Origin of the sequence: Moorena sp. SIO3H5 (assembly GCF_010692395.1) — a bacterium.
Taxonomy (GTDB): Bacteria; Cyanobacteriota; Cyanobacteriia; order Cyanobacteriales; family Coleofasciculaceae; genus Moorena.
Window position 1 is genome coordinate 49,184 of the sequence record NZ_JAAHHS010000010.1, and the last position, 13,345, is coordinate 62,528.

Genomic DNA, 13,345 nt, shown 5'->3' on the forward strand with positions numbered 1-13,345 from the left:
ATGGGCAATGGGGCTCAGAACGCCCAGGGATTGATAAATTCAGGATATAGTCATGTTTGATTTAGTATTTGCTCGCAATTTGGCCACTACATTAATCATACTCACTCTGTTCATTCTTAGCTTAGACAAGTTGTATCGCCAGGATCGAAACGCTGGAAAACCCCAAAGGGTAAAGCACATGCAACACGCCCTTCGAGTCGGATTTGCCCTCAAAGCAACTCAATTCCGTTGAGATTCCCTGAACTAGGTGTGGAATAGGAGCGAGTTTCCTAGTTCGACCCAAGTTACTGGTTTCTCAGATGGCTGTGGATATTAGTAGACAACAAACCTATAGTAAGCATGGATAAGGCAAGTACGTAATTATTCGTAGGCCATTATTGCGAGTGGCTGAGAGATTTCCGAGATTTTGCGGATACGGTTTACTATTATTTCCGATTACTCTTGTATATGGTAGTTTTAACCTTTTGCTGCATCCCCCTGGGGCACCCAACCGCCCATCAGGGGTTTTTTGTATTCAGTGTGGCTAAATTTTATGAGTTATAGTATGCTGTAGTCTTAACCGTAATTGAAGGAGAGCGCAGTGGGGAGTAGGAATCGGGGTTTGATAATATCTAGATTAGGCTAACCCTCCCTACCCAGTCTTATCCACTCAACTCAAAGTCTCCCAAGGTTACTACACTTTTAATAATCTGTAAAAAATTCAAACTATACTAGTATTGGCCTGGGAAATACCTAAAGTTTTCCATATAAAGGAAAATCAATTTTCAGCTTTTTAAGTTTGGTAGCCCTATCAGTCAAATGCAAAGGTGATATAATATTGTTTATTTTTTTTTAGCAACTAAAACAATATCTATCAAATTTTTCTAAAAATCGTTAAAATACCACTAATAATAAATTCAGGAAATAATAATTTTAATTTTTTGGATACTTTTACTATAAATAAATATTTGTTTAATTTTTATTAAAGTTTTTTTTATAATTAAAAATATTCTGTAAAGCTCCCCCTAAAAAACACTAAAAAAAAACCGGTTCAATAAATAAGAAAAAATCGGTTCAATAAATCCTAATTGAGACGTGATAAAAATCAGCAGGAGAATGGGTGGATTATTCCTCATCTTCCCCATCTCCATAAATCATCTCTCTACAGGTGCAACGCTCCCGATTTATCTGTTTTATCTGTGGGGAGTCGTCAAAGCTAACCAGTTCTGATGGTACAAACCCCACTAAAAACCAGAATTACGGGCTTGCTCCATCAATTGCTCAGCTCTACGTCCCCACTGGGGATTACCTTGGCTATTGTAAAGGTCTCTAGCATACTGCAAGACTTGCAGAGCATCACTAAATCGGTTTTGGCGCAGAAATACTACACCAGCAGCATAATACGCATTAGCGTAATTCGAGTTAGCTACCGCTGCTTGCTGGAAGGCTGCCAGAGCACCATCCAAATCTCTCTGACTAAATAAAATTCCACCGATATTGTAGTGGGCTTCGGGGTATTTAGGATTGATTTTGATCGCTTGCTCAAACGCCTTTTTTGCTTCCTCTAGCTTGTCCTGTTGCCTATAAATCAGTCCCAAATGATATGCCGGTTCGGGAGCATTACGGCTAAATTGCATTGCTTGTTTAAATGACGCGATCGCTTGTTGGGGTGTTCGCAACTGGGACATAACTAGACCCATGTTATAGTGAGCAACACCGAGTAATGGGTCTAGTTCCAGAGCTCTTTCTAGGTATTCCCGTGCCTGAGACAAATTCTTTCCTTCCAACAGGGCAGCCCCTAAATTAGCAAAGGCTAGAGCAAATTCTGGATCGGTCTGGGTTGCCTGATAAAAGGCATCGGCTGACGCCTGCAATTTACCAACCTGCCGCAATGCTAGACCCAAGTTGTAGTGTGCTGGTGCTAGCTTGGGATTCAGTTGGGCTGCCTTTTCAAACGCCACAATCGCTTCAAGTACCTTACTCTGTTGAATTAATGCCAGTCCTTGATTAAGTTGCTCAAGGGCTGCCGGTTGAGTGGGTTTGAGTGCTGGTAGATACTGAGACTGAGCGATTAGTCTAGTACTGTAACCGAAAGGGCGAGTAAGGGGATGATGTCTACTCAGTCTCTCGGGTGAATCATTGATGTTATCTGGGTTAACCCCTAGAGCATAGGAAACTAGTGGCTGTGTCAGCACCAACAGCGAACTAACTCCTAGGCAGAAATAGCCTCTGGCAGTGACTTTTCTGTTAACAAACATTAAGTTGAGTGGGAACAAATTTCGCTTAAGATTTTTGAAACATTTTTTTTTATAGTTGTTACGTGTATTCATATTTTTTGAAAATTAGTGACCTAGAGTTATCTTACTTAACAGTTTTAGTAGTTTACATTACAAGACATTGCAAGTTCGATCTAGATCAGACCAAATTAAGCTAATCTCACAACCAGATAACGTTGATCCCATCTCAACAAAACTTATGCATAAATCAGTAGTCAGGAGATAATTAGGTAAAATGATTAGGTAAGAGAAGCGTTGACATGGCATGTTTTAACAAACTCACCTCCCTACCCGACCATCCCCTTAATGCTCCGCTTCAATGCATAAGTCCAATTGAAATAATTTGGGGGTAAATTATGAACGGCAAAGTGTGTAAAGCCACCCGTAATGTGGCTATTGTTGGTCCGTATCTCAGTGGGAAAACCACTCTACTCGAAAGTTTGTTGTCCGTTACTGGTACCATTTCTCGCAAAGGCACAGTAAAGGAAGGCAACACCGTCGGTGATAATGCCACCGAGGCCAGGCAACGCCAAATGAGTGTGGAGGTAACTGCCGCCAGCACCGAGTATCAAGATATCTGCTTCAATTTTATAGACTGTCCCGGTTCCATTGAATTTGCTCAAGAAACCTACAACGCCTTAGTTGGTGTGGATGCGGCTGTCGTGGTTTGTGAACCAGTAAGCGATCGCGTCCTGACCTTAGCACCCTTATTGAAATTTCTCGACGACTGGGAAATCCCCCACTTACTCTTTATTAACAAAATGGATCGGTTTGAGTTGACCGATGATGCTAATGGTAACTCCTTACGATCCGTCTTTGATGCCCTCAATTCAGTTTCCACTCGCCCCTTAGTACTGCACCAATACCCCATTGGTAAGGGAGAACACCTCACCGGATTTATTGATTTAGTCACCGAGCAAGCCTATCTTTACCATCCTGATGCCCCAGCTGATCCGATACCACTGCCAGAGTCATTGAAAGAGGCAGAACAGCAAGCACGCACAGAATTACTAGAAACCTTAGCAGATTTTGACGACCACCTCCTCGAAGAACTACTAGAAGAAATTGAGCCACCCCAAGAAGAAATTGTCCAAGACCTGAAGATGGAATTGGGTGCCGACTTGATTGTACCTGTATTTATGGGTGTTGCTCAGCAAGATTACGGCGTTCGCCCCTTGATCGATGCCCTACTGCGGGAAGCACCAACTCCAGAAAGCACCGCTGAGCGTCGGGACATTGCTGGTGATGAATCAAGCACGGTGGCACAGGTACTCAAAACCTATTACACTCCCCAAGGTGGAAAACTCTCCCTAGTGCGAGTGTGGCAAGGTACACTAACCGATGGCATGGTCTTTAATGGTGTCCGCGCCGGAGGCTTATACCGTATGTTTGGTCACCACACTCAGTCAGTTTCCCAAGTATCTGCTGGTGACATCGTTGCCCTGGGACGCTTAGAGGGTATTAAAACTGGTCACACCCTGACCACGGATACGGGTAATCCAGAGATGAAATTACCAATAGCTGAGGCAAGCAAACCAGTCTATGCGTTAGCCATTACTCCTCAGAAGCGCAAAGATGAGGTTAAGCTCAGTGGTGCCTTAACCAAGCTCCTGGAAGAAGACCCATCTCTGGTGTGGGAACAACATGGAGACACTCACGAAATCATCCTATGGGGACAGGGAGATATTCATCTTCAGGTTGCTCTAGACCGGATGAGCCGCAAATACAACTTACCGATGACCACTCACTTACCGCGAGTGCCTTACAAAGAAAGTATCCGCAAATCCACTACCTCTCACGGGCGCTACAAGCACCAAAGTGGTGGTCATGGGCAATATGGTGATGTCTACCTTGATATCCAACCCTTGTCTCGGGGTGAAGGGTTTAATTTCTCCGAAAGCATTGTCGGTGGGGTGGTGCCAAAGCAATATATCCCTGGTGTGGAGATCGGAGTAAAGGAGTACTTGTCCCACGGACCCTTAGGCTTCCCAGTGGTAGATGTGGCTGTTACTCTCACCAATGGCTCTTACCACTCGGTAGATAGTTCGGAACAGGCATTTAAACAAGCAGCACGGCTAGCTATGACCGGTGGCATGCCCAATTGTGAGCCAATGTTACTTGAGCCAATTATGTCTGTTGCGGTCTATGCACCTCAGGAATTCACCTCTAAAATGCTGCAATTGATCACCGGTCATCGGGGTCAAATCCTCGGCTATGAGACCTGTTCTGATTGGACAGGATGGGATTGTGTTTCTGGCTATATCCCCCAAGCAGAAATGCAAAACTTGATCATGGAATTGCGATCGCTTACTCTAGGGATCGGTTTCTTTAATTGGACCTATGACCATCTCCAGGAAGTGCCAGGTAAGCTAGCTGATCGGGTGCTGGCAACCACTGCCAATGGTAATGGTAATGGTAATGGTCGGAGCTAGGTTAATAGTTTTAGGGGTTAGCTGTTAGGAGTTAGGTTAATGGTGTTGGGTTAATGGTTAATAGTTATAGTACGTAAGCATTCAGCCGTCAGCTATCAGCTATCAGCTAGCAGGCGCTTTAACTGAACGGAGTCGGATGAGTAAAACAAGCAGAGATTTTCTTCAACCAACCTTACCAGCCCGTAAGCTTGTTTACTACCGACCGTTGATTAGCTGACGGCTGAACGCGCACGCGTGGCCAAAGGCCAACGGCTGAACGCGCACGCGTGGCCAAAGGCCAACGGCTGAATACTTACTATAGTACTTAAAGGTTAAACCAATCATTACCTATCATGGCTAATCCCTAGCGAGAGGCTACCCGCTGGAGTTTTTCAATAATAAACGGAACTATCAAAATCAGTAGTTTGATTGGCCAAGGAACAAAAAATAGGCTGACAAACAGACAGAGTAAGGCTGTTATAGCTGCAGCAACTTTGACGATTTCCTCAGTAGTCTTAACACAAAGGTAAATGGCTACTGAGGCTATCATTAAAGTCATAGATAAGGGTATAAGCATAATGATTACCTCAACATTTTCCGCCATAATTGCCTAACCTAGCATCAGGGTTATGGAAAATATGGCAGTTATAGTTTTCTTGATAGTTTTCTTGATAGTTTTCTTGATAATTTTCGATATATACCGAAACATCGGTGCTGGTGCATGAGTAGGGTCAGACAGATAGATGCAATTAGTGCAAACCTTTGACCAATATAGGTCAACTCAATTTTTTACCTAGCATTATCCAAAACTGCCAATTAGCAGAACTTGATCCCAGATTTTTCTCCTAGAGACTACACGATCGAGAATGGGATTTTCGGATACTTGCCTAAATTCTCCAACCTTGGGGTTCTTGGGGTTGGTTTGATTCACCTCAAGATGCACCTCAAGTAGCGGCTTCTAGGTCCCATCCCATGGTGCTACAGCAGCAAACCCTGGCAACGATGAAGCCAATCTCTTGTGGAGTCGGAGTAGAGCGATTGGCCGTAGGCCACGCGGGGCGCGTTCGCTTGATTTTGCTATTAAAGCTATCAAGCTATCAAGCTTAATCTCAGGGCAATTGGAGTGCCATTGAGTTTAGCTTGGCTTTACGGAATATTATACACAACCTATACATAAATCATACCTTTAGCTAACGCAAACGCCAACTTTAATCTTATTTATTAATTCGCTAACTCGTTAATTTAAAATTTGGTAATTTATCGAGATTTACCAAATTGAACCAACTTAAGAAGTTATACGAACTTTTAGATATTTTATTTTTTGATATGAATTGACATACTGAAAATAACTAATTCAGTTAAATGTCCCCAAATAAGCCCCGTTAAGATTAGCCTCTCTCTCCCCTTAGCCTGATAAAAACACTCATAAAAATAGACTGATAAAAATAGAATGACTAAAAAATTACTTACCAAATTAACAGTTGCTACCACCAGCCTAACCTTAGTCACATTAGGAACTACCAGCAGCGCACAAGCAATAAGCTTAAGTGGACTGAGTGAATTTGCGAGTAATGGATCAGGAAGTACAGGTTTAGCTGTTTGGAATAGCCGTGCTGGTGATAACTATTGGGACTTGTTCGTTACCAGCGATGGTGAAGACGGTGAATTCATTAATGACCCAAGTACTCGCAACATCGACTTTGAACTAACAAAAGGTACCCATACATTTACAATTTATGGTGATGGGAGAAGCTCTCTTGCTAATATTAGTCATTACGGTTTGAATTTGTTTTTCAATGGAGAAATCTCCAATCCAGGGATTTCAGTATTTGGAGCCTTAGCCAAGTCCACTGACTCTGATCCAGGCTTTTCAGCCAATAGTAGTGGTTCAACTCGGGGACTGGATGGCAGTATTGTACCAGGCTCAGGAACTCTGTCCTTTATCGATGGTTTAACAACTGTGACACTCACTGACTATATCTATCAAGCATCAGATGTTCAAGAGAAAGACCGTGTTAGTCCGTATAGTATAGGTTCAAATCGTTACTTGGACATGGTGGGACAATTTACATTAAACGTAGAAACTAGAAATCTAGACAGTACATCTGTCCCTGAACCGGCTTCAGTGCTAGGTCTGCTGGCAGTGGGTGCATTCGGTGCTGGTGCAACCCTCAAGGGCAAGAAGAAACAACAAGCCTAAGCTCACCGTTTTAATAAATTAGCAATCTCAGAAAATTATTCTATAGCAGTTCTCAATTGGGTATTGAGAACTGCTATATAGTGTACATAATCTATACCTAAGCCATACCTTCTGCAAACGCGATCGCAAACTTTGGTAAGCCTTACTAAAAATGTAGGCTAATGGATTTGATATAACACACCGAACTCTTGACTAGCTCCTACCCCATCGAGACATTAATCATTTTGAATAACGAAGTAGGCGAAGCCAAAGAACGAAGCAATTAGGATTTCAGCAAAAGGGTAATGATCGTTTGGTTGGGTTCTACCCATAATTTTGATTACTGACCCGGTAGTCTAGCAGTTTTCTATGGTTATATCACACTCAGGTTAGCCGCCAAGAATCATTTAGGGTGCAAAGTATATAGCCATGCTTAACTTACAATACCTGATCGATATTCAGGAAGGATTAGGATTTGCTGAACAATTAGTGTTTTCCAACACAGGGCAATATCTGAGTGATATTCAAAGAGCAGTTTTGCAAAAATCCTGGCAAGGGCAACGAAAAACCTATGACCAGATCGCTCAAGAGTTAGGCTATTCAGCAAGTTATATCAAGCAGACCGTTGCCCCTAAATTATGGAAAACTTTCTCAGAAGCACTAGGGGAAAAAGTCAGTAAAACCAACTTCCGCAGTGTACTTGAAAGACGACAGGTCAATCAAGCATCGAGTCATAATCAGGAGCGGATTGGCGTATTAAAACAGGGACTAGAGCCTTATGAAAAAGGGAAGGTAGAATTTACAGCTAAGCAACGGATATCAAATGTTGCTGATGCGAACCATCCCAAATCCCAAATCCTCAATAACCAATCCCAGCAGTTGGAATTACCAGAAGGAAGAGTTCCTTTAACTTCCCGATTTTATGTCGAGCGAGTCCCCTATGAATTTAGGTGTTACGAAGAGATTGTTAAACCAGGAGCTTTTATTCATATTAAAGCACCCAGACAGATGGGTAAAACATCCCTGATGGTCAGGATTCTAGCTCATGCAGAAACTCAGGGTTACCAAACTGTGCGTTTGAACCTTCAGCGAGTGGATGTTGAAATTCTCACTAACCTAGATAAATTTTTGCGCTGGCTAGCCTACAATGTCACCCGCAAGCTGAACCTAAAACCTATGCTGGATGATTATTGGCATGAGGATTTGGGTAGTAAAGTGAGCTGCACCACCTATTTCCAAGACTATCTGCTCGAACAAATAGACAGTCCTATTGTTTTGGCATTAGATGAAGTTAATGAGATTTTCAAGTATCCCAAAATTGCTCAAGACTTTTTACCTCTGCTACGCTCTTGGTATGAAGAAGCCAAAGATAGCAAGATCTGGCAAAAACTTCGGCTAGTGCTGGTTAACTCCACAGAAGTTTATCTACCCCTAACTATCCATCAATCCCCTTTTACCGTAGGATTGCCGATTCAGTTGTCTTCATTTAGTTGGGAGCAGGTTCAGGATTTAGCCCAGCGTCATGAACTCAATCTCTCCATTGGAGATCTAGCCCAGCTGATGTGGTTAGTAGCTGGTCATCCCTATTTACTACGTCTAGCGTTATATTATCTGGCGCGACAGGATTTGACCCTAGAAGAACTCCTCCAAAAGGCTACTTCAGATCAAGGAATCTACAGCGAACACTTACAGCGACACTGGTGGACTATACAACAACATCCTGATTTAGCTGTAGCCTTTGAAACAGTGGTTAGGGCAAAAGTTCCAGTGGCCTTGGAACAGGTACAGGCATTTAAGTTGTACAGTATGGGGCTGGTGAATTGGTCAGACAATCACGTCATGGTTAGCTGTAATTTGTATCAGCGATACTTTAGCAATCGCTTTCATACCCATAGCCCTACTTCCTGAGAATAGGCTGCTAGCAAGAGGCAAGAGGTAAGCCAAGTTTGATAAAGCTTGTAGTAATTTATCCCTCACCATTATTTGTAAATACCCAAGCCTGTATTGCTATAGTAATCAGAAATATAGCTATATAGCATTTATAATAGAAAAAATAATTACCGTTTTTTTCATTACCCAAAATCCTTCTATGTCTTGATGCAGTCGCTCATGGGTAAACCCCCGTGAGGCCACTGCATCGCTACTTTATTAACTCTTGCCTCTTGCCTTTCCAAAGCGGGAGTATGTTCACAATTCAAATACAAATGCTATATAATCGTTACTGTTCAAGGCCTTCCCATAGCCTGCAGAGCTGAAACAAATATCTGCCAGTAACATTATGACCTCTTGCCATAATACCAGCACCGCCGTCATTGAAGACTCGAAAGCGGTTAAGCGAGTTGCGTTGCTAGGAATGCCCAACACCGGCAAATCAACTTTCTTTAACCGGATCACAGGTACCACTGCTAATGTTGGCAATTGGCCCGGAATTACTGTAGATCTACTACAAGCTAATGTCCAACTCAATGGCGAACCTACGGAATTTGTAGATTTACCAGGAATTTATGACATCAAGGGATTTTCTGATGATGAAAAAATTGTTCAAACCTTTTTAGAAAATTTTCCTATTGATCTAGTTATTATTGTTCTCAATGCTTCCCAAATTGACCGTCAAATTCGATTGGCATTGCAGGTAAAAGCCCTAGGGTTACCCGCAGTTGTGATGCTGAATATGGCTGATGAAGCTAAGCAATATGGAGTTAAAATAAATACAGAAGTATTATCCGATAATTTGGATATGTCTGTGTTCCTTATTAGTGCCAAGTATGGAGATGGCTATATGAGGGCATACCTAGAAATTTCTAAAACTTTAAAAGCACAAGAAGAATCGATTAATAGAGATAATTTAATAGATAATCTAAAAACTCGTATATCTGACCATAGCTCTATCTCCACTAAAGAGATAGAATTAGTGCTCAATAGTGCGGTAGAAATGCCCTCTGAGATGGCAGTCAATTTAACCGCCAGGATTGATCAGTTACTGCTGCATCCGATATTGGGATTACCCTTGTTCTTCTTAGGAATGTTCCTAGTATTTTGGGTAGTTTGGACTGTGGGACTCCCCTCTCAAGACTTGATGGATAATATGACTGGCTGGATTCAAGGTGCCATGATTGAACCTGTAATCCAACCCTTACCCACAGTGCTTCAAGACTTTTTGATTAATGGGATTTGGAACGGTTTAGCTACCGTTGCTTCCTTTGTTCCATTAATTGTGCTGTTCTTTATATTAATGGCAATTATAGAAGATAGTGGCTACCTATCCCGTTCTGCCTATTTAATGGATATCTTTATGGAACGGTTGGGGTTAGATGGTCGCAGTTTTGTGATGCAAATGATGGGATTCGGCTGTAATGTTCCAGCATTAATGGGCACTAGAGTTATGCGATCGCAAGCCTTGCGACTGCTAACTATGCTAGTGATTCCTTTTGCTTTGTGTTCTGCCAGACTCCAGGTATTTGTCTTTATCATTGCTGCTGTATTTCCCCATGGTAACGGAGCGTTAGTATTATTTTCTTTATACCTACTTAGTTTTGTAGCCGCCATTGTCACTGCTGCTCTTTTCCAAGGAGTCTTTAAAAACGAGGAACCCTTTATTATAGAATTACCCCCTTACCGAATTCCGACTATCAAACAAGTCTTACTAAGAGGGTGGGGAGAAGTCAAAGAATTTTTGCAACGAGCATCTGGGTTTATTACCTTTGGCTGTGTTGCCGTTTGGTTCATCACGAATGTACCTCCAGGAGCGACAGGATTGGATACCATTGGCGGGCAAATTGGACAATTTTTAAGTCCGGTCATGAATCCCATTGGTATTAATCCCCATTTAACCCTAGCCCTAATTTTTGGTTTCATTGCTAAAGAAATTGTGATTGGCTCTTTAGCCGTAATTTATGGACTTAACTCCGTTGCTGTTAGTCAGCAGATAACTGATACAGTAACCTTTATCCAAGGATATAGTTTTTGTATCTTTTGCTTAATATACACTCCCTGTCTAACTACCATTGTTACCCTATTTAATGAGGCAAAATCATGGAAATTTACCTTATTTTCCTTAGTGTTTTCCTTAGGGTTGGCTTGGGTAGCTAGCTTGATATTTTACCAGGGAGCTTTAGCACTGGGATTTCATTAGACTTCGCGGCAGTTGTCGGGAACAGGGAACAGCGATGCAGCGCGGTCTTGGGGAGCCAGTGCGGTCTTGGGGGTTCCCCCCATGAGCAACTGGCGTGGTTCCCCCCATGAGCGACTGCATCAAGACGGGAACAGGGAACAGTTGGGTCAGGTACAAATTATTGGGTTAATGGGAGTCAAGGGCACCGAGGGAGTCGGGAGAGGGATTCTCCCTTATGCTTCCTTAGTAAGGCAGGCAGTAACATGGCAATTAACAAATGACTTATAGAGTTTTTCATAGCTATGAGGTACACATTATTTTTTCCCACTTCCCACTTCCCACTTCCCACTTCCCACTTCCCTGCTCCCTGCTCCCTGCTCCCTAAAACCTAAAACCTAAAACCTAAAACCTAAAAATTTGTACCTCATGGGTATAAGACTTGCTATATCACAAATAACCCAGCACAAATGTATTATTTACTACAGAATAAGTTTTTTTCGTGGTATATATGTCATGCTGGTGTTAGTCAATTGGAGTGGAAGCCCCAGTAAGGGGCTGGGAAAATGCAAAAAATCCAGGCAATTATCCGAGCCTATAAGCTCGAAGAGGTCAAAATAGCTTTAGTCAATGCTGGTATCGTTGGCATGACCGTGTCTGAAGTTCGGGGGTTTGGTCGGCAGAGAGGTCAAACTGAACAGTATCGCGGTACAAAGTACAGGGTAGACTTTCTTCCTAAGGTCAAGCTAGAAGTCGTTGTTGAAAATGGCTTAGTTGACATGGCAGTAGAAAAAATTCTCGCTGCTGCTCAGACCGGTAAAATCGGCGACGGTAAAATTTTCATCAGTCCCATTGAGCAAGTTATCCGGATTAGGACTGGGGAAAGGAATCTAGAAGCTGTTTAATGTCTAAGTGGTAATGGGTAATGTAAGCATATGCGCGAAGCGCACGCGTGCGCGTTCAGCTATCAGCCATCAGCTATCAGCCTATGCGCTACGCGCAATGGGCTTTTCCCCAGACTTTCAATTTTATTCTAAGCTGACCGCTGACCGCTGACCGCTGTTCGCTGTTCGCGTAGCGCATATGCTTACAATCCAGCCACGATTTGCTAAGTGATTAGTAGGAATTAATTTAAATTAGACTCCTCATAAAACAGTGATGTGCTCCGATCGTGAACTGGCCAATCGTCGTTTTCACCACCAATAATTAATTTTTCAATATCCACATATTCTTTGGCAAGTTGCCGGAGAGAATTAATTAAAATATCAAGAGCGATCGCATCACTAGTTCCTAAATCAAACCAGCAGCGCCCCCAAGTGCCTTCATACTCAAACTCGCCCTGATTATGCATCAACGCCATTAAACTTTTTTCTGCTACTCTATCATCATATTCCATGTAGCTAATTTCTAGGCCAACCTCCTGCACGGGAAGGTTTTCTGCATCAAATCCTCCCAATTTACCTAATAAAAACCAGGAATTGAATAATTCTTCCACATATTCCTTTTCCCGATAGGAGGGAACAGTGCTAAATTCTATCCAAATCCACAAATCAAATGGGTTAAACTCACGAAATATAATTTGCATATCGTTATAGAACAGGAAACAGGGAATCGGGAATCGGGAATCGGGAATCGGGAATCGGGAATCGGGAATCGGGAATCGGTTAAAAGCAAATATTTTAACAATAACTAAGTTTTAGTTATTACCATAAATCCCTACTCTCCGAGACTAAAATTTTGATTAATCCTGAATTTTTTCCAATAACTATATTATCACAATTTTTAACTAGTTGTGAAAAATATAGTTATGAAAAATTACCAATAATTAGAGAGGGAGCAGGGAGCAGGGAATAGGCAGCAGCGATGCAGGTGACTCCCCATCACCCCATCACCCCATCGCCTCTTAACCCCATTGCTTGGTTGACCTTCTACTGGCATTGGAAGCACTTGGCGGTTTGGTCTGGCAACGTTGCTCAGTTCAACACCTCCTCCACTCACTTGATGGGTTGGTTCCGCGATTATCTCTGGCTGAACTCTGCTCAGTTGATCAACGGGTATAACCCCTTCGGCGTGAATAACCTCTCTGTTTGGGCTTGGATGTTCCTATTCGGACACCTTGTTTGGGCGACTGGTTTCATGTTCTTGATCTCCTGGCGTGGTTACTGGCAAGAGCTTATCGAGACGATTGTTTGGGCACATGAGCGCACTCCTCTTGCGAACTTAGTTCGTTGGAAGGATAAGCCCGTTGCACTATCCATCGTTCAGGCTCGTTTGGTTGGTTTGGCCCACTTCACCTTTGGGTTCTTCATAACCTACGCCGCCTTCCTGATTGCGTCTACGGCTGGCCGTTACGGTTGACCTAGTTAACGCGACTGGAGAATAAACTGAAAAA

The 13,345-nt window shown here is 42.6% G+C and carries 11 protein-coding genes and 1 pseudogene; 8 read left to right on the forward strand and 4 right to left on the reverse strand.

Annotated elements, in window-relative coordinates; translation table 11 throughout:
* The first annotated feature begins 52 nt into the window (after nt 1–52).
* Complete coding sequence (locus F6K52_RS02685) at nt 53–232, forward strand: hypothetical protein (protein ID WP_293073665.1); 180 nt, start codon at nt 53–55, stop codon at nt 230–232.
* A 991-nt stretch (nt 233–1,223) separates the two neighbouring features.
* On the opposite strand, the gene F6K52_RS02690 is transcribed toward F6K52_RS02685, so the two are convergent.
* On the reverse strand, nt 1,224–2,237 hold the full coding sequence (locus F6K52_RS02690; RefSeq protein WP_293073667.1) for a tetratricopeptide repeat protein: 1,014 nt from the start codon (nt 2,235–2,237) through the stop codon (nt 1,224–1,226).
* A gap of 374 nt (nt 2,238–2,611) precedes the next feature.
* On the opposite strand from F6K52_RS02690, the gene F6K52_RS02695 reads away from it, so the two are divergent.
* Nucleotides 2,612–4,687: an elongation factor G gene (locus F6K52_RS02695; protein WP_293073670.1), complete on the forward strand. Its 2,076-nt coding sequence runs from the start codon at nt 2,612–2,614 to the stop codon at nt 4,685–4,687.
* Nucleotides 4,688–5,030: 343 nt separating this feature from the next.
* Here the strand turns inward: F6K52_RS02695 and F6K52_RS02700 are convergent, their stop codons facing one another.
* Nucleotides 5,031–5,243 (reverse strand): hypothetical protein, encoded by a 213-nt coding sequence (locus tag F6K52_RS02700; RefSeq protein ID WP_071103629.1) that lies wholly within the window; start codon nt 5,241–5,243, stop codon nt 5,031–5,033.
* An 873-nt stretch (nt 5,244–6,116) separates the two neighbouring features.
* On the opposite strand from F6K52_RS02700, the gene F6K52_RS02705 reads away from it, so the two are divergent.
* The 5 genes from F6K52_RS02705 (at nt 6,117) to F6K52_RS02725 (ending at nt 11,858) form a co-directional block, all read left to right on the forward strand.
* Nucleotides 6,117–6,866, forward strand: coding sequence for a PEP-CTERM sorting domain-containing protein (locus tag F6K52_RS02705; protein ID WP_293073675.1), 750 nt, complete (start codon nt 6,117–6,119; stop codon nt 6,864–6,866).
* A gap of 408 nt (nt 6,867–7,274) precedes the next feature.
* On the forward strand, nt 7,275–8,753 hold the full coding sequence (locus F6K52_RS02710) for an AAA-like domain-containing protein (protein ID WP_293073678.1): 1,479 nt from the start codon (nt 7,275–7,277) through the stop codon (nt 8,751–8,753).
* 370 nt (nt 8,754–9,123) lie between these two features.
* On the forward strand, nt 9,124–10,977 hold the full coding sequence (feoB, locus tag F6K52_RS02715; protein ID WP_293073681.1) for a ferrous iron transport protein B: 1,854 nt from the start codon (nt 9,124–9,126) through the stop codon (nt 10,975–10,977).
* A 12-nt stretch (nt 10,978–10,989) separates the two neighbouring features.
* Complete coding sequence (locus tag F6K52_RS02720; RefSeq protein WP_293073684.1) at nt 10,990–11,244, forward strand: hypothetical protein; 255 nt, start codon at nt 10,990–10,992, stop codon at nt 11,242–11,244.
* A gap of 275 nt (nt 11,245–11,519) precedes the next feature.
* Nucleotides 11,520–11,858: a P-II family nitrogen regulator gene (locus tag F6K52_RS02725; RefSeq protein WP_293073686.1), complete on the forward strand. Its 339-nt coding sequence runs from the start codon at nt 11,520–11,522 to the stop codon at nt 11,856–11,858.
* Between the two features lie 221 nt (nt 11,859–12,079).
* Here F6K52_RS02725 and F6K52_RS02730 read toward each other — a convergent pair whose 3' ends face one another.
* Entirely contained in the window at nt 12,080–12,538 is a 459-nt protein-coding gene (locus tag F6K52_RS02730) for a DUF3531 family protein (protein ID WP_293073689.1), read from the reverse strand.
* Complete coding sequence (locus tag F6K52_RS02735; protein ID WP_293073692.1) at nt 12,487–12,627, reverse strand: hypothetical protein; 141 nt, start codon at nt 12,625–12,627, stop codon at nt 12,487–12,489. The genes F6K52_RS02730 and F6K52_RS02735 overlap by 52 nt, the downstream gene beginning before the upstream one ends.
* 228 nt (nt 12,628–12,855) lie before the next feature.
* On the opposite strand from F6K52_RS02735, the pseudogene psaB reads away from it, so the two are divergent.
* Nucleotides 12,856–13,311, forward strand: a pseudogene (gene psaB, locus F6K52_RS02740) (photosystem I chlorophyll a apoprotein A2); the annotation flags it as partial.
* Between the last annotated feature and the right edge of the window lie 34 nt (nt 13,312–13,345).

Coding starts and splice junctions, on each gene's coding strand:
- F6K52_RS02685 (WP_293073665.1), top strand. CDS start 53: ATGTTTGATTTAGTATTTGCTCGCAATTTGGCCACTACATTAATCATA.
- F6K52_RS02690 (WP_293073667.1), bottom strand. CDS start 2,237: ATGTTTGTTAACAGAAAAGTCACTGCCAGAGGCTATTTCTGCCTAGGA.
- F6K52_RS02695 (WP_293073670.1), top strand. CDS start 2,612: ATGAACGGCAAAGTGTGTAAAGCCACCCGTAATGTGGCTATTGTTGGT.
- F6K52_RS02700 (WP_071103629.1), bottom strand. CDS start 5,243: ATGCTTATACCCTTATCTATGACTTTAATGATAGCCTCAGTAGCCATT.
- F6K52_RS02705 (WP_293073675.1), top strand. CDS start 6,117: ATGACTAAAAAATTACTTACCAAATTAACAGTTGCTACCACCAGCCTA.
- F6K52_RS02710 (WP_293073678.1), top strand. CDS start 7,275: ATGCTTAACTTACAATACCTGATCGATATTCAGGAAGGATTAGGATTT.
- feoB (WP_293073681.1), top strand. CDS start 9,124: ATGACCTCTTGCCATAATACCAGCACCGCCGTCATTGAAGACTCGAAA.
- F6K52_RS02725 (WP_293073686.1), top strand. CDS start 11,520: ATGCAAAAAATCCAGGCAATTATCCGAGCCTATAAGCTCGAAGAGGTC.
- F6K52_RS02730 (WP_293073689.1), bottom strand. CDS start 12,538: ATGCAAATTATATTTCGTGAGTTTAACCCATTTGATTTGTGGATTTGG.